This window comes from Streptomyces sp. HUAS MS02 (assembly GCF_055702265.1).
The window spans coordinates 7177192-7196941 of sequence record NZ_CM146747.1 but is presented as its reverse complement, the minus strand read 5'-3'; the positions used below and the strand labels follow the sequence as shown (position 1 = coordinate 7196941).

Here is a 19750-nt window from a genome sequence, read left to right as displayed (position 1 = left end):
TTCCGCGACCCGGCCGCCCGGGACCTTCGGGGGTTTCAGACCCCGGCGGGTTCCGGCTTGCCCGCCTCCGAGTCCGAGTCCGAGTCCGGCTCCGGCTTCGCCGGCTCGGACGGGGTGCCGGACCGCTTCAGGGCCTTCTTCTTCGCCCGGCGCTCCTTGCGGATCTCGATCATCGTGTAGAGGGTCGGGACCAGCAGGAGCGTCAGCAGCGTCGACGTGATCAGACCGCCGATGACGACCACGGCCAGCGGCTGGGCGATGAAGCCGCCCTCACCGGTGATGCCGAGGGCCATGGGCAGCAGCGCGAAGATCGTCGCCAGTGCCGTCATCAGGATCGGCCGCAGACGGTGGCGGCCGCCCTCGATGACCGCCTCGACCGTGCCGTAGCCCTGGCGGCGGTACTGGTTGATCAGGTCGATCAGCACGATCGCGTTGGTCACCACGATGCCGATCAGCATCAGCATGCCGATCATCGCGGGGACACCCAAAGGCGTGCCGGTGACGATCAGCAGGCCGATCGCGCCGGTGGCCGCGAACGGGATCGAGACCAGCAGGATCAGCGGCTGGACCAGGGACCGGAAGGTCGCCACCAGCAGCATGAAGACGATCGCGATGGCCGCGAGCATCGCGAGGCCGAGGGAGGCGAACGCCTCGTCCTGGTCCTCGGAGACACCGCCGATGGAGGCGGTGGCGCCGTCGGGCAGTTCGAGGGCGTTCAGCTTGGCGGTGAGGTCGGTGCTGACCGCGCCGGTGTTGTCGCCCTTGGGCTTCGCCGTGATCGTCGCGGCCCGCTGGCCGTCGATCCGGGTCATCGAGACCGGGCCGTCCACCAGCTCGACCTCGGCGATGTCGCCCAGCTTCACGGCGCCCAGCGGCAGGTCCCGCAGCTCCTTCAGCGTCTCGGCGGGCTTCGCCGACCTGATGACGACGTCCCGCTCGGTGTCGTCGAGGATGGCCCGGCCGCTCGTCGTGCCCCGGACGGCCTGGGTGACGGCGGCGCCGAGGGTCTGGTCGTCGAAGCCCGCGGCGGCGGCCTTGTCGGTGGCCCGCACCGAGATGCGCGGCACGCTCTGCGCCAGGTCGCTGGTGACGTCGGTGACGTTGTCCATGGTGGAGACGGCGTCACGGACCTGCTCGGCGGCCTTGCGCAGGACCTCGGCGTCGGCGGCCTTGACGACCACGCTGAGGTCCTGGCTGCCGAAGGCGTCGCCGACCGCGACGGTCGTCGTACCGATGCCGGAGAGCCCGGCGAGGCCCTTCTCGATGGTGTCCTGGACGCCGGCGGCGTCGGCCGAGTCGTCCAGCATGACGCTGTACGAGGCCTGGTTGGTGTCGGTGCCCCCGCCGAACGCGGCCATGAAGCCGGAGGAGCCGACGGTGACCTGGTAGTCCTTGACGCCCTCGGTGTCCGCGAGCAGCTTCTCGACCTTCTTCGTCTGCTCGTCGGTCGCCGCGAGGCTGGTGCCGGGCTTCAACTCCTGCTTGAGGCTGAGGACTTCCTGGTCGCCGGGGTCGAAGAAGTTCGTCTTGAGCAGCGGCGCCATGCCGAACGTGCCGATCAGTACGACGGCCGCGATGGCCAGGCTGGTCAGCCGGCGGCGGGTGGCGAAGCGCAGGACCGGGACGTAGAAGCGCTGGAGGCGGCTCTTCGCCTCCGTCTCCTCGGCCTTGCGGCGTGCCTCGTCGGCGTCCTCGGGTGTGCCCTTCGGCGCGCGCAGGAACCAGTACGACAGCACCGGCACCACGGTCAGCGAGACCAGGAGGGAGGCCAGCAGGGCCGCCGTCACGGTCAGCGAGAAGCTGCCGAACAGCTCGCCGACCATGCCGCCGGTGAGGCCGATGGGGAGGAAGACGGCGACCGTCGTCAGGGTGGAGGAGGTGACCGCGCCGGCGACCTCACGGACCGCCTTGAGGATGGCCTCCTCGCGCTCCTCGCCGTAGCCGAGGTGCCGCTTGATGTTCTCCAGCACCACGATCGAGTCGTCGACGACGCGGCCGATGGCGATGGTCAGCGCGCCGAGGGTGAGCATGTTGAGGGAGAGGTCACGGGTCCACAGCACGATCAGCGCCAGGACCACCGACAGCGGGATGGAGACCGCGGTGACGAGGGTCGAGCGGACCGACGCCAGGAAGACCAGGATGACCAGGACCGCGAAGAGCAGACCGAGGGCGCCCTCGGTGGTCAGCCCGTCGATGGACTTGGAGACCGCCGGGCCCTGGTCGCTGACCACGGTGACGGTGGCGCCGGAGCCCAGGTCGCGGCGCATGTCCGGCAGCTTCTCCTCGACGGCCTCGGAGATCGCGACCGCGCTGCCGTTGCGGTCCATGGTGACCATGACCGCGAGGCTCGGCTCACCGTTCGTCCGGGTGATGGAGTCGGCCTTGGCCTGCTCCTCCTCGACCGCGGCGACGTCGGCGAGACGTACGGGCTTCTTGGCGCCCTCGCCGCGCACCATGAGGTTCTCGATCTGTTCCAGCGAGGTGTAGCCGCCGCCGACCTGGACGGTGCGGTTGGCGCCGTCCTCGTCGAAGGAGCCCGCGGGGACGGTGACGCCGCCCGCCTGGAGGGCCTGGGAGAGGGCCATCGTGGTCAGGCCCGCCTTCGCCAGCTTCGCGTCGTCGGGGGTGACGGTGACCTGGAGGTCCCGTACGCCGTCGACGGTGACCTGGCCGACACCGTCGATGCCCTCCAGCGTGGGCACGACGGTACGGTCCAGCTCGTCGGCGAGGGCCTGCTGGTCCTGGTCCGCGGAGACGGCGAGGACGACGGTCGGCATGTCGTCCGTGGAGCCCGCGATCACCTGAGGGTCCACGGCGTCCGGCAGCTGCGCCCGGACCCGGTTGACGGCCTGCTGGACGTCGGCGACGAGCTGCTCCGTGCCGGGGCCGTAGTCGAAGGACGCCATGATCAGGGCGTTGCCCTCGCTGGCGGTGGAGGTCACGCCCGTGATGCCGTCGACGGCTTCGAGGCTGTCCTCGATGGGCTCGACGACCTGCTTCTCGACGACGTCCGGGGAGGCGCCCTGGTAGGGGGCTAGCACGGACACCATGGGCAGTTCGATGGTGGGCAGCAGCTGCTGTTTGAGTTGGGGTATCGCGATCGCCCCGAAGACGAGCGCGATGATCGACATCAGACCGACGAGGGCCCGTTGTGCGAGGCTGAACCGGGACAGCCAGGACATGGGTCAGGGTCTCTCTTCTGTGGCGTGAGCGGGTGAAGAACGCCCCTGCCACATGCGGCTGTTGTCCCTCATGTGTCGCTCGTGTGAAGCGATGGTGAGCGCTCACCTCATACCCTGGGCCACAGAAGCCCCCGTTCCCTCGCTCCTCAGGGCCATTTCCTTATGCCGCGCATACTCCGAGTGGAGTAGTCCCCGGCGGTCGTCAGTCCACCCTCGGTCGTACCAGGCCCGACTCGTACGCGAAGACCACCAGCTGCGCGCGGTCTCGGGCGCCCAGCTTCGCCATGGCCCGGTTGACGTGTGTCTTCACGGTCAGCGGGCTCACCTCCAGCCGCTCGGCGATCTCGTCGTTGGAGAGCCCGGCGGCGACCTGGACGAGCACCTCCCGCTCGCGACCGGTCAGGGTGGCGAGCCGTTCCGAGCGGGCGGCGCCCCCGCCCTCGCCGTCGGCCGAGTCGTCGGGCTGGGCGAGGAAGCGGGCGATCAGACCCTTGGTGGCGGTGGGCGAGAGCAGTGCCTCTCCGCCGGCGGCCACCCGGATCGCGTTCAGCAGCTCGTCGGGCTCGGAACCCTTGCCGAGGAAGCCGGAGGCGCCGGCGCGCAGCGACTGCACGACGTAGTCGTCGACCTCGAAGGTGGTGAGGATGACGACGCGGACCTGGGCGAGCGCCGGGTCGGCGCTGATCATGCGGGTGGCGGCCAGCCCGTCCGTGCCGGGCATCCGGATGTCCATCAGCACGACGTCCGCCCGCACCTCCTTCGCGAGCCGCACCGCCTCCGCCCCGTCCGAGGCCTCCCCGACGACCTCCATGTCCGGCTCCGAGTCGACGAGCACCCGGAAGGCGCTGCGCAGCAGGGCCTGGTCGTCGGCGAGCAGGACACGGATCGTCATACGGGGTCCCCCGGGGCGCTGGTCACGGTCGTACGGCCGCCGCCTCGACCGTGCGGATCACGGTCGTACGTCTTCCGCGGTGGTCGTTCGGGTCTTGAGCGGCAGGATCGCATGGACCCGGAAGCCGCCGCCGTAGCGGGGGCCGGTGGTGAGGGTGCCGCCGAGCGCGGCGACGCGTTCGCGCATACCGAGCAGGCCGTGCCCGCCGCCCTCGGGGTGCTCGGGGTTCACGCCGTCCGCCGCGGTCCGTCCGGTGCCGTTGTCGAGGACGGTGATCTCCACGTCCGGGCCGACGCGTACGACGCTGACCTCGGCCTTCGCAGCCTCACCGGCGTGCTTGTGCACATTGGTGAGCGCCTCCTGGATGACGCGGTACGCGGCGAGGTCGACGGCGGCCGGCAGGCTCGCCCCCTCGTCGGCGCGGACCACCTCCACCGCGAGGCCGGCGCTGTGGAAGGTGCCGACGAGTTCGTCGAGCCGGACCAGGCCCGGGGCGGGTTCGGTGGGTGCCTCGGGGTCGCCGGACTGGCGCAGCAGTCCGACCGTGGCGCGGAGTTCGCCCAGCGCGGAGCGGCTGGCCTCGCGGACGTGGGCGAGGGCCTCCTTGGCCTGGTCGGGCCGCTTGTCCATGACGTGCGCGGCGACTCCGGCCTGCACGTTGACCAGGGCGATGTGGTGGGCGACGACGTCGTGCAGATCGCGGGCGATCCGTAGCCGTTCCTCGGCGACCCGGCGGCGGGCCTCCTCCTCACGGGTGCGCTCCGCCCGTTCGGCGCGTTCCCTGATGGCGTGCACGAAGGCACGGCGGCTGCGGACCGCGTCCCCGGCGGTGGCGGCCATGCCGGTCCACGCGAAGATGCCGATGTTCTCCTGGGCGTACCAGGGCAGCGGGCCGGCGAGCATGGCCGTGCCCGTCAGCACGGTCATCGTGAGCAGGCCGACGCGCCAGGTGGTGGGGCGGTCGGTGGTGGAGGCGACCGTGTAGAGGGCGACGACGGCGGACATCGCCACGGGGGCGCGCGGATCGCTGGTCACCAGTTCGGCGAGGGTGAGCGCGCAGGTCGCGGCCAGGACGGCCATGGGGGCGCGGCGGCGGGCGACGAGCACGGCGGCGGCCGGCACCATGAACGCGATGCTGAGGGCGTCGGGGGTGCGGGCGCCCCATTTGTCGCCGTGGTCGGCGTTGGGGTCCACGAAGGAGCCGGCGACCATCGCGACGAGGACGCCCGCGGCGAGGGCGGCGTCCAGCGCGAGGGGGTGCGCCGTCAGCCAGGTCCTGGCTCGCTGGAGGGTGCTCACGGTTGATTACGGTACGGGGTGGTTGTGGGGGGAGGAACTGGTGGTGGCGGTACCTGTGGGGGTGGGCAGGGATTTTCGCCCCCGCCGCCCCTACCCGTCCCGTCCCCAGGGGCGCTGCCCCTTCGACCCCTAAAGCGTGCGTTGTCGGGTGCGGGTCCGGTGGGGGCCGGTCGCGCAGTTCCCCGCGCCCCTGAAAAGCGGGGCTGTGCCCCTGCTTCTCATGCCCCTCACCCCGGGATCAGGCCGTCGTCGCTCAGCATCTGCTTGACCTCCTCCAGTGTCGCGTCCGGCGACGGGAGGATCAGTTCCGAAGGTTCCAGGGAGTCGTCGGGCAGCGGGGTGCCCAGTTCGCGGACCTTGTCCAGGAGGGCGTGGAGGGTGTGGCGGAAGCCCGGGCCGTCGCCGACCTCCATCTCCGCCAGCAGGACGTCGTCCAGCTTGTTCAGTTCGGCGAAGTGGACGTCGTCCAGCCTCACCTGCCCCTCCCCCATGATCCGTACGATCATGTCGCCCTCCTCGGGGACGGGAGTCCCCTTACTTGTCGAAGCGCGGGGTGTCCTGGCGCTGGGACTGCTGCTGCGGCGCCGACTGGCCGGTGCCGCCCTCGATGGCCTGCTGCTGCGCGGACGGGCCGCCCGCCAGCTCCGCCTTCATGCGCTGGAGCTCCAGCTCGACGTCCGTACCACCGGAGAGGCGGTCCAGCTCGGCCTGGATGTCGTCCTTGTGCATCCCGGACGGGTCGTCGAGGGCGCCGGAGGCCAGCAGTTCGTCGATGGCGCCTGCCCGGGCCTGGAGCTGGGCCGTCTTGTCCTCGGCCCGCTGGATCGCGAGACCGACGTCGCCCATCTCCTCGGAGATGCCGGAGAACGCCTCGCCGATCCTGGTCTGGGCCTGGGCGGCGGTGTACGTGGCCTTGATCGTCTCCTTCTTGGTGCGGAAGGCGTCGACCTTGGCCTGCAGGCGCTGCGCGGCGAGGGTGAGCTTCTCCTCCTCGCCCTGGAGCGTGGAGTGCTGCGTCTCCAGGTCCGTCACCTGCTGCTGGAGCGCGGCACGGCGCGAGAGCGCCTCGCGGGCCAGGTCCTCGCGACCGAGCGCGAGCGCCTTGCGGCCCTGGTCCTCCAGCTTCGAGGACTGGGACTGGAGCTGGTTGAGCTGGAGCTCCAGGCGCTTGCGGGAGGTGGCGACGTCGGCCACGCCCCGGCGCACCTTCTGGAGCAGCTCCAGCTGCTTCTGATACGAGTAATCAAGGGTCTCGCGCGGGTCCTCGGCCCGGTCAAGGGCCTTGTTCGCCTTCGCGCGGAAGATCATCCCCATACGCTTCATGACACCGCTCATGGGCTTCGCGCGCCCCCTTCTGACGGACTCCAGCTCACAGGTCTGCGACAGAACCCACAGTACGGGCCCTGCATCCATTACCGCACTGTTCGGGGACGGATGCGGTCATCCCCAAGGACGACTGTGTGCGGCACCGCTCCGGCGTAGGGAGTAGGTGGCTCCCGGGGTCCCGTACGGGCCGACCCCGGAACACCTCAACTCCGCCACGGACGAACCGTCACCGCGCTCCCCCTTTTTCCGAACTGTCGCCCCAGCTCTGTCTCCAGTACGGACGCCGGGTGTTGCCGGATCGTTCCCCACTCGGCTGGGGTCCATGCCCCGGCACCCCGTACCCTTGGGTTTTGTGTTCCGTAGCCGCGCCAAGAGCGAGAAGGAATCGGTCGCCGACAAGGCGCTGGTGACCGACTCCAAGCAGACCCGTGACCCGCAGGCCCCCAAGGGGCGCCCCACTCCGAAGCGGAGTGTGGCCCAAGGGCAGCGCCGAAGCGTCGCCAATACGCCGACGACGCGCAAGGAGGCCGCCAAGCGCTCCCGCGACGAGCGCCGTGCCGCGATGGAGAAGCAGCGCCAGGCGCTGGCCACCGGTGACGAGCGGTATCTACCGGCGCGGGACAAGGGCCCGGTCCGCCGGTTCGCCCGTGACTACGTCGACTCGCGGTTCCACATCGCGGAGTTCTTCCTGCCGCTGGCCGTGATCATCCTCATCATGAGCGCGCTCCCGCAGGCCTCGCTGAAGAACATCTCGCTGCTGCTGTGGCTCTTCGTGATCGTGCTGATCGTGGTCGACTCGATCAGCCTCGGGTTCCGTCTGAAGAAGCAGCTGCGTGAGCGCTTCCCCGACGCGAACACCAAGGGCGCCGTGGCCTACGCCCTGATGCGCACGCTCCAGATGCGTCGCCTCCGGCTGCCCAAGCCGCAGGTCAAGCGCGGAGAGCGGCCCTGAGCACGACCCCTTTCTCCGAAGGTGCCGCGCAGGCATGGCTGGACCGACTGGGCACGCTGCGTGAGGTCGTACGACAGGAGCTGGTCTCGCGCCAGGTCGACGAGCAGATAGCCGGCCGTTTCCCGGTCGGGCAGCGGCTCCGGGTGCTCGACGTGGGCATGGGGCAGGGCACGCAGGCGCTGCGGCTGGCCAGGGCCGGACACGCGGTGACCGGGATCGAGCGCGAGTCGAAGCTGATCGCCGTGGCCCGGGAGGCGGTCGCCGCCGAGCCCGAGGGCATCCGCGGGCGGATGCGGATCGTCGAGGGCGACGGCCGGGACACGGGTGTGCACTTCCTGCCGGGCAGCTTCGACGTGGTGCTCTGTCACGGGGTGCTGATGTACGTCGAGGAGCCCGACGCCCTGCTGGCCGGGCTGGCGCGGATGCTGGCGCCGGGTGGGCTGCTGTCGCTGCTCGTCCGCAACGGGGACGCGCTCGCGATGCGGGCGGGGCTCGCCGGGGACTGGGCCGGGGCGCTGGCCGCGTTCGACACCACCGCGTACCGGAACCGGCTCGGGCTGGATGTGCGGGCGGATCGGTTGGAGACCCTGACGGACGCGCTCGCGGGGATCGGGGCGCCGCTGCACGCCTGGTACGGGGTGCGGGTGTTCACGGACCTGGCGGCGGACGACGCGGGGCTCCCGGAGGGGGCGGGGGATCTCGAGGTGCTCCTCGCCGCGGAGGAACGGGCGGGGCGGACGGATCCCTATCGCCAGGTGGCGGCGCTGCTGCACCTGTGCGGGGTGCGGGGCCGGGGCGCCTGATAGCTCGGGGGTGCGGGTTTCGTGGGCGGGTGCGGGTGGGTGGGGGCTGGTCGCGCAGTTCCCCGCGCCCCTGAAAAGCATGGGGTGAGCCCGGGTGACCAAGGGGCGCGGGGAACTGCGCGAGAAGCCCCACCGGGCCCGCGCTCGCCCACGCACCCCAGGGCACCCCATCGCACCCCATCCCTCCGCGGGATCGGGGCGGAGCCCCGTACAGGGACCCCGCCCGCCGCGGAGCGCTACGCGTCCTGCGCGTGCAGACTCATCGGCCCATAGATCTCCGTCGTGTCCTCGAAGAGACGGACCTGGTCGGCGCCACCCTCCAGCAGCGCTTTCCAGTGCTCGCCGATCCACGACTCGGCATCCCCCTGGGTCGTGAACTCCTCGGGCTGGACCGCGGGCTGGACCTCCGTCCCGTCGGCCTTCTCGAACCGCCACGTCCATGCCGCCATGTGAGCCTCCGTAAGTACCGGCCCGGCGCCACACCCGGGCACCGAGCAAGATCCGGTTCCCTCTGAGCCTAGGGCCTGTCCGTCGGATCATGTCCCAGACGCGGGGTCCGGTACGCACGTCTGCCGCGTTGTCGTCGCTCGCCGACGCTCCGCGTCGACTCCCTCCTCCGCCTTGCAGCCGCACGCACCGGACCCCGCTCACCGGCGCTTATGAGGCGCCGCGGCTCCCCCTGTGACCTGATCCGACGCTGGTCGGACGCGCAAGATCTGCGGGTACTCATCGGGACGCGGGAAAATCGTCCATGTGGAACTGACATTGCTCGGCACCGGCGCCCCCGCGGGGCTGCCCCGCCCCGACTGTCCGTGTGCGGTGTGCGCGACCGCGCTCGGTGTGGCCGCGCGCGGGGCGACCGCGCTGCTCGTGGACGGCACACTGCTGCTCGACCTCACTCCGGGCGCCGCCCTCGCGGCCGCGCGCGCCGGGCGCACGCTCACCGGAGTGCGGCAGGTACTGCTGTCGCACCCGCACAACGGGCCCGCCGTGGAGGTGCCGGCGGGGTTGCCGCAGCCCGTGCGGGTGCCGGACGGGCGGGAGCTGGCGCTGCTGAGCGGACACCGGGTGCGGGCACGGGCCCTGGACGCGCCCGGGACCGGGTACGCGGTGACCGGTCCGGGCGGTGAGCGGCTGCTGTATCTGCCGCCGGGGGCCGCGCCCGCCGGTGTGGAGGAGCGGTCGGAGCCGTACGACATGGTGCTCCTCGACGTGCTGGGGCGGCCGGACGCGCTGGCGCGGCTGCGGGCGGCGGGGGCGGTGGGCCCGACGACCGATGTCGTGGCCGTGCACATCGACCACGACGTGCCGGCGGACGGCGAGTTGCCGCGCCGGCTCGCGGCGGCGGGCGCGCGCACCGTGCCGGACGGGACGACGCTGGTGGTGGGCGCCTACGAGGACGTCCCCGATGTGCCGCGGCGCACGCTGGTGCTCGGCGGGGCGCGGTCCGGGAAGTCGGTGGAGGCCGAGCGGCGGCTGGAGGCGTTCCCGGACGTCCTGTACGTGGCCACCGGCGGACTGCGCGGCGGCGACGGGGAGTGGGCCGAGCGGGTCGCCGCGCACCGCGAGCGGCGGCCCGGTTCCTGGCGCACGGTCGAGACCTGCGACCTCGTCCCGCTGCTGAAGGACGACGACGGGGCGCCGCTGCTCGTGGACTGTCTCTCGCTGTGGCTGACGGACGCCATGGACGCGGTGGGGGCGTGGGACGACGCGGAGTGGGCCGGGGGCGGGGAGCGCGCGCTCCGGGCGCGTGTCACCGAGCTCACCGAGGCCGTACGGCACACGCGCCGCACACTGGTCGCCGTCTCCAACGAGGTCGGCTCCGGCATCGTCCCCGCCACCGCCTCCGGCCGCCGCTACCGCGATGAACTCGGCCGTCTGAACGCGGCCTTCGGGCAGGAGTGCGAGCACGTGCTGCTGGTGGTGGCGGGGCAGGCGCTGTCGCTACGGGGTTGAGGGGTCCGCCCGTTCGACCATCGGCGCCCGGGGGGCCGCGGGGGCGGCCGGTGGTGTGGCACGGCGCGCGAGAATGCGGTGCGCGCGGGGCGGGAGAGGGGTGCACGGGCGGGCCGTGAGGACCTCGAAGCCCAGGGAACGCAGTTCGGCGAGCAGGTTGCGCAGGGGCACGAGGTGCAGGGGACGGGGGCGGTCGCACGGCTTCCAGAGGCGCCGGTTCCTGGCGGGCAGCGGCCCCAACGGGCGGGCCGGGTCCGGGACTTCGAGCAGCAGCAGGCCGCCGGGGCGCAGCACCGCGCGGGCGGCACGGAGCTCCTCGCGGGGGTCCGCGGTGTGTTCGAGGTGGTGGAGCATGCTCACCACGTCGTAGCGGGCGCGCAGCCGCGCGGTGATCGCGGGGTCGGTGAGCAGGCCCCGGTACGCCTCCTCCACACGCCCCGCCTCCCATGCCCGGTCGACGCGCGGGGTCGGGTCGAGACCGTCGAAGGAGGTGTACGGGTGGATCTCGCGCGCGGTCTCCGGGAAGTGGCCGTGTCCGGTGCCGACGTCGAGCCAGCTCTCCGGTTCGGGGTACCGCAGCAGCGCGCGGGCGGCGCCCCGCAGGTGCCGGCGGCGGCGCCGCCCGAGGGGGTGCGTGCCGAACTCGTCCTCGGCGGCGTGCTGGTGGTACCGCAGCAGCAGCCCGTCCGTCGTGGGCCGGGGGTTCTGGAAGGCGTGCGCGCAGTCCCGGCACTCGTCCACCACGAACGTGCCCGGCGTACGCCGCCGCCCCTCCGGCGCGCGCACCCGGGTACGCAACTGCCGCGAGCCGCACCAGGGGCAGTCCTCCCGGCGCGGTTCATGGAAGGGGTCGACTCCCGGCGCGAGTGGGCCGGGCTCCGGCCGCGGGGTGGGGGACATGGCGGCTCCTGGGGCGACGTAGGGACATTCGCCCCAAAAAGGTACGTACGTGAGCCCGGTCCCCGGTGCAATGACGTGCCGTTGGCGCGGTGGGACGTTCGTGCGTCGCGGGGTCATGGTGTGGCGCGGTCGTGTTCGATCCCTGCCGGTACTGTTCGGCGAATGAGCTCGCTTAATCTCGACGACTTCACCGATCTGATCGAGCGCCCCGACGGTGGGGTGCGCCGCGACGCCGAGGCGCGCCGGGAGAGGCAGATCGTGCCGCCCGGGGCGCTGGGCCGCCTCGACGAACTGGGTGAGTGGCTGGCGGCGGCGCAGTCGGCCGTGCCGGTGCGGCCGATCGAACGGCCCCGGGTGCTGCTGTTCGCGGGCGACCACGGGATCGCCGAACTCGGCGTCTCCGCGCGGGCCGCGGGCACGGCGGTGGAGCTGGTGCGGGGCGTCCTGGACGGCAGCAGCCCGGTGGCGGTGCTGGCCCGTCAGCTCGGCGTACCCGTCCGCGTGGTGGACCTCGCGCTCGACTGCGACCCGGAGGCGTTGCCCGCCGAGGTCGTACGGCATCGGGTGCGGCGCGGGTCCGGGCGTATCGACGTCGAGGACGCCCTGACGGCTCAGGAGGCGGAGGCCGCGTTCCGGGTGGGCGTCGCCCTCGCGGACGAGGAGGCGGACTCCGGTACCGACCTCGTCGTCCTCGGTGATGTGAGTGTCGGGGGGACCACGGCGGCGGCGGTCCTCGTCGCCGGACTGTGCGGGACCGACGCGTCCGTCGTGACCGGGCGCGGCGGTCGGACGATCGACGACCTGACGTGGATGCGCAAGTGCGCGGCCGTACGGGACTCCCTGCGGCGGGCCCGGCCGGTGCTCGGGGACCAGTTGCAGTTGCTGGCGACCGTGGGTGGGGCGGATCTCGCCGCCATGACCGGGTTCCTGCTGCAGAGCGCGGTGCGCAAGACGCCGGTGATCCTGGACGGGGTGGTGTCGGCGGCGTGCGCGCTGGTCGCCCAGCGCGTCGCGTTCCGGGCGCCGGACTGGTGGCTGGCCGGGCAGGGCAGCGGGGAGCCTGCGCAGGCCAAGGCGCTGGACCGGATGGCCATCGAGCCGCTGCTCGACCACGGGGTGAAGGTCGGCGAGGGCGCGGGCGCGCTGCTGGCGCTGCCGCTGGTGCGGGCGGCGGCGGCGTTGGCGGCGGAGCTGCCTGAGCGGGAGGCCGCCGGGGGGGTGGAGCCGGGGAAGGCCGAGGAGAAGAACCTCGGGGAGGAGTACGACGCGACTTAGGGGGCGGCCCTGGGGTGCGTTGTCGGGTGCGGGTCGGTGGGGGCTGGTCGCGCAGTTCCCCGCGCCCCTGAAAGACCAGGCCCTGCGGGCCTGAAAAGCACGGGGCGCAGCCCCTGCTTTTCAGGGGCGCGGGGAACTGCGCGAGAAGCCCCACCGGAGCCGCACCCGACAACGCACCCCACAGGAACCCGACGAGATCGGCATCACTCCGTCCCCGCTCAACTTCGCACTCCCCCGCCCCGTCTTCTGACGGCGTGAGGATGAAGCAGACGCGTACGGGCAGAGCCGCCCGCTGGGCCCGCGCCGAGTGGGGGCTCCTGTACACCACCGTGCGCCCGCCCCTCGCGCAGCGGCGGCTGCGGGCGATCCCGATGACGGTCACGGCCGTCTGTCTCGCGGCCGTCGTCCACGTCACGCACCAGCAGTCCTGGGGCTACCGGTTCGTCGAGAACGCCGGGGCCGTACGGGCGGAGGACCCGCTCTGGACGGCCCTGGCACGCACCCCGCTCTCCCTGTTCGTACCGGCGCTGGACCTGCCGGTGTGGGGCGCGTTGGCGCAGATCCTGATCGTGTTCGGTATCGCGGAGATCTGTCTGGGACGGCTGCGGACCCTCGCGGTCGCGTACCTGGCCACGCTGGCCGGCACGCTGTACGCGCGCGTGGGCGTTGCGCTCGGTCCGGACGTCCCCCTCCTGGGGCTGCCCGCGTCGGACGCGCGGGTCGTGGACACCGGCCCGTCGGCGGCCGTGGTCGGGCTCGCCGTGTACGTGGGCTGGCGGTACCGCGCCTACGTCACGGCGGGCGCGGTGGTCGTGGCGATGGCCGTCGAGGTGCTGGTGAAGGAGAACCTCGCGGGCAAGGAGCATCTGGCGGCCATCGCGGTGGTGCTGGTGGTGTGCGCTGCGCAGGCCGTCCGTCAGTGGCGCTCGGGGGTCGCGTCCGGGGTGCCGCCGATCCAGTCCTGAAGGCGGCGGCTGGGGATCACCCAGCGGCGGTCGTGGTGGTAGGCGCGCTTCCAGGCTCGGGCGCGGGCGCGCGGTCTGCGGCGGTAGAAGCGGCGGGCCCAGGCGGAGGTGGGGCGGGCCAGCCGGACGGCTCCGACGACGGCGACGATCGGGATGATCACGCCGAAGATCGCGGTGCGGGCCTTGCCCTTGGCGAGGGCGATCAGGGCGATGAGGAAGTTCGTGCCCATGCTGACCAGGACGGCTCCCCGGTCCTGGAGTTCCTCCTCGCTGAGGTCGTTGACGCCGAAGGGCAGGAAGCCGACCAGCATCAGCCCCACCAGGGCGGCCGTCAGCACGACCATCTCGACGCTCTTGCGGCCGGCCTCGCTCCAGTACACGTCGTCGAGGTGCAGGATCAGCGCGAACTCGTCCAGCACCAGACCCGCGCCCATGCCGAACAGCACGGCGGAGATCAGCGCGCCGAGACCGTGCCCGTCGCTGGCCACCGCGCCGAAGCCGCCGGCGATGGTGAGGAGGACTCCGGGGACGACGTGGTGGATGTGGACGCCACCGCTGCCGCTGATGTTGCGGAACGGCCCCTTGCCGGCGCGGATGAGCCGGGTGACGACCCGGGTGATCAGGAACGTCAGGATGAACGCGGTGAGCGCGAACAACAGCGGCAGTTTGCCCGGCTCGATGATGTTCCGCTCCCACCAGTAACCCATATGCGAACTTTATCCAGTACTGCTCCCGGGCGCCGCCGAGCCGGTCCACCGCGACGGGTAGCCTGCGCCGGTGTCCACGACCCCCGAGCCCCCTGCCCCGCCCCGTCCGACGCTCGCCGACGGCCTGCGGTTCGCCTTCGGCACCCTCACCGTGCTGCCGGTGACCGTGCGCCGCTGGGACCGTGAGGCGGCGCGCGCCGGGATGCTGTGCGCGCCCGTCGCCGGGCTGGTCGTCGGTCTGGGCGCGGCCCTGCTCGGCGGCCTTCTGCTGTTCCTGGGGGCCGGGCCGCTGCTCGCCGCCGTGGCCTCCGTCGCCGTGCCGGCCGCGCTCACCCGGGGCCTGCACCTGGACGGGCTCGCCGACACCGCCGACGGTCTCGGCAGCGGCAGGCCCGCCGAGGACGCCCTGCGGATCATGAAGCAGTCGGACATCGGGCCGTTCGGTGTCGTCACCCTCGTCCTCGTCCTGCTGGCCCAGGTCGCCGCGCTCACCGAGGCGTACGGCGAGTCCTGGGCGCTGGGCGCGCTCGCGGCGGTGGTCGGCGCGACCGCCGCCCGGCTGGCCCTGACCCTGGCCGCGCGGGCCGGGGTGCCCGCCGCCCGGCCGGAGGGGCTGGGGGCGGCGGTGGCCGGGGTGGTGCCGGTGCGCGGCGCGCTGCTCGTGGCCACGCTGACCGGGTGCGTGGCGGCGGGCACGGGCGCGTTGCTCGGGCCGTACGACATCGGCCGTACGGTCCTCGCGGTCGTCCTCGCCTGTGCGGCCGCCGAGGTGCTTCTGCGGCACTGCGTCCGGCGGTTCGGGGGCGTCACCGGTGATGTGTTCGGCGGTCTCGCGGAGACGGCGGCGACGGCGGCGCTGGTGGTTTTCGCCCTCGGCTGAGCCCTCCCCGTCCCCTCCCCCCGGGGTCAGCAGGCCTCCCGCCACACCCCCAGTTCCCACTTCTTCAGCAGCGAGCTCAGCTCCAGACGGCGGGCCTCGGGGCAGAAGTCGCCCGTCTCCATCTCGTACTCGACGTGGAAGACGGCCTTGCCCGCCTCGATGAACGGGGTGAGGTCCTCGCACTCCTCGAACTGGGCGCACTGTTCGTTGACCGCGAAGTCGAAGTCGTCGACGAGTTCGGGTATCTGGTCGAGGTCGTTCTTCAAGCCGACCGCGAGGCCCCGTTCATGGGCGAGGCGGGCGACGAGGCGGTTGTAGCGGAGTTGGTCGGCGGCTTTGAGGGGGAAGCCGGTGTCGTTGCGGTAGCCGTCCATGTTGTCGGGCTCGACCGCGTCGAAGCCCTTCTCCGCGCACATGTCGATACGGGCGGCCATCAGCGGTTCGAGGACGTCGGTGGCGCGGATGTCGAGCCAGCGTTCGCCCTCCCAGCCGTTGCCCTTGCCTATCACCGACTTCGGGAAGTCGCGGGCGTCCGGACGCCAGTCCTCCCAGGCACCGGTGGAGAGGTAGCAGATGACCTTGCGGCCGTCGTCGTGCAGTTCGGCGACGGTGTCGGCCGACTGGTCGAAGCCGTCGATGTCGTACACGGGGACGTCGACGGAGGTGTCCAGGCGCCCGCTGAGCTGCCACTGCCACTCGGTGCCCGGCTCCGGTCGCCAGCGGGCGCTCTCGCCCGTGGCGCGTCCGGTGCCGGGCCGGTCGTCGGAGGCCGTGCACCCCGCCATCAGCAGGAGGAGGGGCAGCAGGGCGCTGCGGGCGAGGAAGCGGCTCATCGTGGGGGCTCCAAGGCGTGCGGCAACGTACCCCACGGATGATCCCCCACCCCGGGCACCGCGCAGTGCACGGAGGCGCCCCGAGCGCGGGCGACACCCGCGACGTCGGTGCCCGGCGGCACCCCGTGCACCAGATGGCACACCCGCGCCCCGAGCCCCCCGTTGCCGCCGCGCCAGGGCTCGGGCGGCAGGTCCCGGTACGTCTCCCAGCTGCCCTCGAAGGTGACGACGAGGTCGGCGATCCGGGCGTACGCGGGGTGCGGTGGGGTGCCGGGGTTGAGGGCGAGGGTGTCGGCGCCGGCGCCCCAGACGGCTGCGGCGAGCCGTCGGTAGTGGTCGAACTCGTCCGGTTCGGAGGCCACTTGGTCGAGGAACGCCCCGTCGGTGCCGTACCAGGCGTGGTAGCGGGTCAGCTCCCGTACGACATCGGTGACGGGTCGGCGGCCGTAGCCGGTGTCGGCGTACCCGAGGAGCCGTACGCCGGCCGCCCGCAGCCGGCCCGCGACCCGGATGAACGCCGGGTCGGGAGCGTCGCCCGGCCCGTTCGCCGGGTTGAGGACGACGCCGTAGAGGCGGGGCGCGGCGTCGACGACGGCGTGCCATTCGGCGGGGCGGTCACAGGGGTGCTCGTAGTAGGGAACCAAAAGGGAGGGGTGGGAGGCGCGGCCGGTGTCCGGGCGCGCGGTCGCGTGTGCGGTCATCGGTGCGCCGTCGCCCTTCCCAACAGGCCGCAGACCAGGCCCGCTTGGAGCGCGGCGGCGACGCCGTGCACCAGCAGGCCGATCCCGTGCGGGTCGCCCGGGTGGGTCGCCAGGGCGAAGGTCTGGGCCGCGGCCGTGGCACAGCAGACGGCCGCGGCGCCCGGGACCGCGCCGAAGGACTGGAGCAGCAGGCCGGTCCAGAGCACCGCGCCCAGCAGGAGCAGGCCGGCGAGATGGACGCCGTCGAGGTCCGGGGCCGCGGGCCACAACGCGGCGGTGGCGTGGGCCAGGACCAGCAGGGTGGCGAGGTAGCCCGCCAGGCACTGGACCAGGGTCACGGCGGTGGCCCGCCAGAAGGCGCCCGGTGTGCGGGTGGAGCGCAGTCCGGCGAGGCCCTCGCTGCGGAAGCGGTACAGCAGCCATTCGGCGGGGCCCATGCTGAGGGTGAGGGCCACGGCGGCGGGTGCGGCGGCCGTGCCGCCCCCGTGGGCGACGACCTCCCCGAGCGTCGCGTGGAGCACCAGCACTCCGGTGCCGAGGCCGAAGACGGCGTACGGGACGGAGGCGGAGAGCCGGGGCGCCGCGGGGCCCTGCCCGGGGACCCCGCCGGGCGTGCCGAGGAGGGGGGCGGGTCGGGGCCGGCGGCCCGCGGCGCCCCGCTCGCGCAGGGCGGGCGCCACCTCGTGGAGGGCGAGGAGCACGACCGTCACCAGGGAGGCGGTCAGCAGGGTGAGTCCGGCCCAGTCGGGCACCGGCCGGGCCAGGGCGACCAGTGCTCCCGCGGTCATGGGCAACAGGCAGTGCAGCAGGGCCCGTTCGCGGCCCAGGACGAGCAGGACGGTCGCGGCGCCCAGGTAGCAGGCCTCGCCGGCGGCGAAGGCCACCGCGCCCGGGTCGCCGTCGGCCGCCAGGCAGGCGACCGCCGTGCAGAGCAGGGCGCCCGCCGGGACCCCGCGGGCCAGGGAGCGGCGGCATGCGTCGCGGTCGCCCAGGGCGAGCCAGGAGTAGGCCCGGTGGGCGAGCCCTTGGTTCCACATCCAGCCGCACAGGGCGCCGGCCAGCAGCGGGACCGTGCCGGCGGGCAGGCCGGAGCCGTCGCGGGGGCCGGCCAGGAGGGGCGCGCCGAGGACGTAGGCGAGACCGGGGAGGGCGAAGACGACGCCCCGCAGGAGGCAGCCGAGCAGGCCGATCCGCCAGGGGTCGTGCGCGGGCCCGGCCGGTTCGGGGTGGGCGCGCTCGACGCGTTCGTACAGCTCCTCGGCGAGGGCGAAGGAGTTGCGACAGCCGTAGCGTGCGCGGGTCCGGGCGTCCGAGATGCCGTCGGACTCCAGCAGGGCGGCGATCTCGTCCGGGTGGACGGCGGCGGCGATGAACTCCCGGTGCCGCTCGGCCAGTCGGTCGATGGGATCGGGCTCGGCCCGGCGCGGGCGGCGCGGCCGGGGGACGCCGGGCAGCGGGGCGGGCCGTGCGCCCGGGGGCGGCGGGGTCGGGTGGCCGCTCATCGGTCGGTTCCGTCCGTCGTGCCGGTCCGGTACCAGGGGTCGCGCAGTTCGGCGGTCCAGTCGGCGACCGTGGCGGGCGCGGGCGCGTACACGATGTCGTCCCGGCCCGCGAGTTCCTGGTAGATCATGCGGAAGGCGTCCACGGACCGGCGCAGGGTGAACCGGTCGATCACCCGCCGCCGCGCCGACTCCCCGAGGCCGCGGCGGCGTTCGTCGTCGCGCAGGAGGGCGAGCGCGGCGTCGGCCATGGTCTCCGGCTCGCGGGGCGGCACGACGATCCCGGTGTCGCCGACCGCCTCGCGGACCCCTCCGACATCGGTCGCCACGGTCGTACGGCCGCAGGACATGGCCTCGATGAGGGAGTACGGGAAGCCCTCCGAGATCGAGGAGAGCATGACGACGTGTCCGGCCGCGTAGGCCCGCCACACCTCGCTGATGCGGCCCTCGAAGGTGAGCCCGTCGGTGACGCCCAGTTCGGCGGCGAGTTTCTCCAGCTCGGTGCGGTACTCCTCGCCGCCGGGCGGCACGGGCCCGAACAACCGCAGCCTGGTCCCGGGGAGTTCGGCGCGGATGAGGGCGTACGCGTGCAGGAGCGTCTCCAGGTCCTTGATGGGGTCGACGCGTCCGCACCAGGTGAGGGTGGGCACCTCGGGTTCGGGGCCGGCGTGTGGGAAGGCGGCCGGGTCGACGCCGTTGTAGACCGTGCGGATCCGGTCGGTGTCGGCGCCGCCGCGCTCCTCCCAGCGGCGGTTGTACCGGTTGCAGGGGGTGATGAGGTCGGCGGCGCGGTAGCCGGCCCTGGTCAGCTCGCGGTGGAAGCCGAGCATGAATGCCTTGACGGGCCAGCGCTGGTCGGCGGCGCGGTGGCCCAGGTAGCGCTCGCGCAGGTAGATGCCGTGCTCGGTGAGGAGGAACGGTACGCCGTCCAGCGCGCGGGCGGCGAGCGCGGGCAAGGTGGCGAGGCCGCCGCTGACCGCGTGGGCCACGCAGTCCTCGGGGATCCGGGCGCCGAGCGGCCGCAGGGAGTGTTCCAGCAGGTCGGTCGCGGTGAGCGCGTCGTGGACCGTGGGGTGCGCGGCGGCCGTCGGGAGGTGGGGCAGCGTCCAGATCCACATCAGCGAGCGGAGCGCGGACTCGGTGCGCAGGGCCGCCGACAGGCGTCCCTCGCGGGCGAGTCGGGCCAGCTCGTGGAGGGCCTCCTCGAAGCCCCGGGGCGCGTCGGGGTCGAGGACGGAGAGCAGCAGCCGCTCGTAGGAGTCGGTGAAGCGGCGGCGGGCCGCGCCGTACGGGGCGCGGGCGCGGCCGGGGCGCGGGCCCCAGGTCGGTACGGAGGTGTGCCGGTACACGTTCGGCGGCAGGTCCCAGGTCACGGGTTCGCGGCCGGTTCCGGTGAGCGACACGAGGTGGAACTCGACGTCGGGCATGCCTCTGACGAGCTGGTCGCACCAGGTGCTGACCCCGCCGTGGACATGCGGATAGGTGCCTTCGGTGAGCATGGTGACATGACTGCCGGTACGCACGGCTGCGCTGCTCCCCCTGCTTGTTCGGATGATGTGCGGGGAACTGCGGGCCCGGAC

Annotated in this window: 18 protein-coding genes; 6 read left to right on the top strand and 12 right to left on the bottom strand. The window is 73.1% G+C overall.

The features are described from left to right. Positions 1-35 precede the first annotated feature (35 nt). From ACZ9QC_RS30925 to ACZ9QC_RS30905, 5 genes are all read right to left on the bottom strand, one after another. On the bottom strand, positions 36-3182 hold the full coding sequence (locus ACZ9QC_RS30925; RefSeq protein WP_472916115.1) for an efflux RND transporter permease subunit: 3147 nt from the start codon (positions 3180-3182) through the stop codon (positions 36-38). A 202-nt stretch (positions 3183-3384) separates the two neighbouring features. Beyond that, positions 3385-4074 carry a response regulator gene (locus ACZ9QC_RS30920; RefSeq protein WP_472916114.1) on the bottom strand — a complete coding sequence of 230 codons (690 nt, stop codon included), beginning with the start codon at positions 4072-4074 and terminating at the stop codon, positions 3385-3387. A 57-nt stretch (positions 4075-4131) separates the two neighbouring features. Beyond that, complete coding sequence (locus ACZ9QC_RS30915) at positions 4132-5373, bottom strand: sensor histidine kinase (protein ID WP_472916113.1); 1242 nt, start codon at positions 5371-5373, stop codon at positions 4132-4134. 227 nt (positions 5374-5600) lie between these two features. After that, positions 5601-5879 carry a PspA-associated protein PspAA gene (pspAA, locus tag ACZ9QC_RS30910; protein ID WP_045555382.1) on the bottom strand — a complete coding sequence of 93 codons (279 nt, stop codon included), beginning with the start codon at positions 5877-5879 and terminating at the stop codon, positions 5601-5603. Positions 5880-5907: 28 nt separating this feature from the next. Beyond that, positions 5908-6708: a PspA/IM30 family protein gene (locus tag ACZ9QC_RS30905; RefSeq protein WP_060884980.1), complete on the bottom strand. Its 801-nt coding sequence runs from the start codon at positions 6706-6708 to the stop codon at positions 5908-5910. Between the two features lie 313 nt (positions 6709-7021). Between ACZ9QC_RS30905 and ACZ9QC_RS30900 the strand changes: the two genes are divergently transcribed. Both ACZ9QC_RS30900 and ACZ9QC_RS30895 read left to right on the top strand, forming a co-directional pair. Beyond that, positions 7022-7651 carry a DUF3043 domain-containing protein gene (locus ACZ9QC_RS30900; protein WP_184895086.1) on the top strand — a complete coding sequence of 210 codons (630 nt, stop codon included), beginning with the start codon at positions 7022-7024 and terminating at the stop codon, positions 7649-7651. A 158-nt stretch (positions 7652-7809) separates the two neighbouring features. Further along, positions 7810-8454 carry a class I SAM-dependent methyltransferase gene (locus ACZ9QC_RS30895; protein WP_472916112.1) on the top strand — a complete coding sequence of 215 codons (645 nt, stop codon included), beginning with the start codon at positions 7810-7812 and terminating at the stop codon, positions 8452-8454. A gap of 236 nt (positions 8455-8690) precedes the next feature. Here the strand turns inward: ACZ9QC_RS30895 and ACZ9QC_RS30890 are convergent, their stop codons facing one another. Beyond that, positions 8691-8903 carry a hypothetical protein gene (locus ACZ9QC_RS30890; RefSeq protein WP_033528198.1) on the bottom strand — a complete coding sequence of 71 codons (213 nt, stop codon included), beginning with the start codon at positions 8901-8903 and terminating at the stop codon, positions 8691-8693. 304 nt (positions 8904-9207) lie between these two features. On the opposite strand from ACZ9QC_RS30890, the gene ACZ9QC_RS30885 reads away from it, so the two are divergent. Beyond that, entirely contained in the window at positions 9208-10410 is a 1203-nt protein-coding gene (locus tag ACZ9QC_RS30885; RefSeq protein ID WP_472916111.1) for a bifunctional adenosylcobinamide kinase/adenosylcobinamide-phosphate guanylyltransferase, read from the top strand. On the opposite strand, the gene ACZ9QC_RS30880 is transcribed toward ACZ9QC_RS30885, so the two are convergent. Continuing rightward, positions 10399-11310, bottom strand: a complete 912-nt coding sequence (locus ACZ9QC_RS30880) for a class I SAM-dependent methyltransferase (protein WP_472916110.1) — start codon at positions 11308-11310, stop codon at positions 10399-10401. The two genes, ACZ9QC_RS30885 and ACZ9QC_RS30880, sit on opposite strands and share 12 nt — an antisense overlap. A gap of 162 nt (positions 11311-11472) precedes the next feature. On the opposite strand from ACZ9QC_RS30880, the gene cobT reads away from it, so the two are divergent. Continuing rightward, positions 11473-12585: a nicotinate-nucleotide--dimethylbenzimidazole phosphoribosyltransferase gene (gene cobT, locus ACZ9QC_RS30875; protein WP_472916109.1), complete on the top strand. Its 1113-nt coding sequence runs from the start codon at positions 11473-11475 to the stop codon at positions 12583-12585. A 260-nt stretch (positions 12586-12845) separates the two neighbouring features. Next, a complete protein-coding gene (locus ACZ9QC_RS30870) occupies positions 12846-13550 on the top strand; it encodes a hypothetical protein (protein ID WP_472916108.1) in 705 nt (234 codons plus the stop codon). On the opposite strand, the gene ACZ9QC_RS30865 is transcribed toward ACZ9QC_RS30870, so the two are convergent. Then, the gene (locus ACZ9QC_RS30865; RefSeq protein WP_472916107.1) at positions 13502-14257 is read right to left on the bottom strand and encodes a hypothetical protein; all 756 of its coding nucleotides are present in this window, start codon (positions 14255-14257) and stop codon (positions 13502-13504) included. The genes ACZ9QC_RS30870 and ACZ9QC_RS30865 overlap by 49 nt on opposite strands. Positions 14258-14327: 70 nt before the next feature. Here ACZ9QC_RS30865 and ACZ9QC_RS30860 point away from each other — a divergent pair, with 70 nt between their 5' ends. Continuing rightward, entirely contained in the window at positions 14328-15137 is an 810-nt protein-coding gene (locus ACZ9QC_RS30860) for an adenosylcobinamide-GDP ribazoletransferase (RefSeq protein WP_472916106.1), read from the top strand. A 26-nt stretch (positions 15138-15163) separates the two neighbouring features. Here ACZ9QC_RS30860 and ACZ9QC_RS30855 read toward each other — a convergent pair whose 3' ends face one another. From ACZ9QC_RS30855 to pelF, 4 genes are read right to left on the bottom strand one after another with little or no spacing between them, the layout of a single operon-like run. After that, positions 15164-15970, bottom strand: a complete 807-nt coding sequence (locus ACZ9QC_RS30855; protein WP_472916105.1) for an endo alpha-1,4 polygalactosaminidase — start codon at positions 15968-15970, stop codon at positions 15164-15166. Next, positions 15967-16671 carry a spherulation-specific family 4 protein gene (locus tag ACZ9QC_RS30850; protein WP_472916104.1) on the bottom strand — a complete coding sequence of 235 codons (705 nt, stop codon included), beginning with the start codon at positions 16669-16671 and terminating at the stop codon, positions 15967-15969. Before ACZ9QC_RS30850 ends, ACZ9QC_RS30855 begins: the two co-directional genes overlap by 4 nt. Then, on the bottom strand, positions 16668-18173 hold the full coding sequence (locus ACZ9QC_RS30845) for a hypothetical protein (RefSeq protein ID WP_472916103.1): 1506 nt from the start codon (positions 18171-18173) through the stop codon (positions 16668-16670). Before ACZ9QC_RS30845 ends, ACZ9QC_RS30850 begins: the two co-directional genes overlap by 4 nt. Further along, positions 18170-19669, bottom strand: a complete 1500-nt coding sequence (pelF, locus tag ACZ9QC_RS30840; RefSeq protein ID WP_472921859.1) for a GT4 family glycosyltransferase PelF — start codon at positions 19667-19669, stop codon at positions 18170-18172. The genes ACZ9QC_RS30845 and pelF overlap by 4 nt, the downstream gene beginning before the upstream one ends. Positions 19670-19750 lie beyond the last annotated feature (81 nt).

What these genes read in the sequence shown, in the direction of transcription:
- ACZ9QC_RS30925 (WP_472916115.1), bottom strand. Translation starts at nt 3,182, where the DNA reads ATGTCCTGGCTGTCCCGGTTCAGCCTCGCACAACGGGCCCTCGTCGGT.
- ACZ9QC_RS30920 (WP_472916114.1), bottom strand. Translation starts at nt 4,074, where the DNA reads ATGACGATCCGTGTCCTGCTCGCCGACGACCAGGCCCTGCTGCGCAGC.
- pspAA (WP_045555382.1), bottom strand. Translation starts at nt 5,879, where the DNA reads ATGATCGTACGGATCATGGGGGAGGGGCAGGTGAGGCTGGACGACGTC.
- ACZ9QC_RS30905 (WP_060884980.1), bottom strand. Translation starts at nt 6,708, where the DNA reads ATGAGCGGTGTCATGAAGCGTATGGGGATGATCTTCCGCGCGAAGGCG.
- ACZ9QC_RS30900 (WP_184895086.1), top strand. Translation starts at nt 7,022, where the DNA reads ATGCCCCGGCACCCCGTACCCTTGGGTTTTGTGTTCCGTAGCCGCGCC.
- ACZ9QC_RS30895 (WP_472916112.1), top strand. Translation starts at nt 7,810, where the DNA reads ATGGGGCAGGGCACGCAGGCGCTGCGGCTGGCCAGGGCCGGACACGCG.
- ACZ9QC_RS30890 (WP_033528198.1), bottom strand. Translation starts at nt 8,903, where the DNA reads ATGGCGGCATGGACGTGGCGGTTCGAGAAGGCCGACGGGACGGAGGTC.
- ACZ9QC_RS30880 (WP_472916110.1), bottom strand. Translation starts at nt 11,310, where the DNA reads ATGTCCCCCACCCCGCGGCCGGAGCCCGGCCCACTCGCGCCGGGAGTC.
- cobT (WP_472916109.1), top strand. Translation starts at nt 11,473, where the DNA reads ATGAGCTCGCTTAATCTCGACGACTTCACCGATCTGATCGAGCGCCCC.
- ACZ9QC_RS30870 (WP_472916108.1), top strand. Translation starts at nt 12,846, where the DNA reads ATGAAGCAGACGCGTACGGGCAGAGCCGCCCGCTGGGCCCGCGCCGAG.
- ACZ9QC_RS30865 (WP_472916107.1), bottom strand. Translation starts at nt 14,257, where the DNA reads ATGGGTTACTGGTGGGAGCGGAACATCATCGAGCCGGGCAAACTGCCG.
- ACZ9QC_RS30855 (WP_472916105.1), bottom strand. Translation starts at nt 15,970, where the DNA reads ATGAGCCGCTTCCTCGCCCGCAGCGCCCTGCTGCCCCTCCTCCTGCTG.
- ACZ9QC_RS30850 (WP_472916104.1), bottom strand. Translation starts at nt 16,671, where the DNA reads ATGACCGCACACGCGACCGCGCGCCCGGACACCGGCCGCGCCTCCCAC.
- ACZ9QC_RS30845 (WP_472916103.1), bottom strand. Translation starts at nt 18,173, where the DNA reads ATGAGCGGCCACCCGACCCCGCCGCCCCCGGGCGCACGGCCCGCCCCG.
- pelF (WP_472921859.1), bottom strand. Translation starts at nt 19,669, where the DNA reads ATGCTCACCGAAGGCACCTATCCGCATGTCCACGGCGGGGTCAGCACC.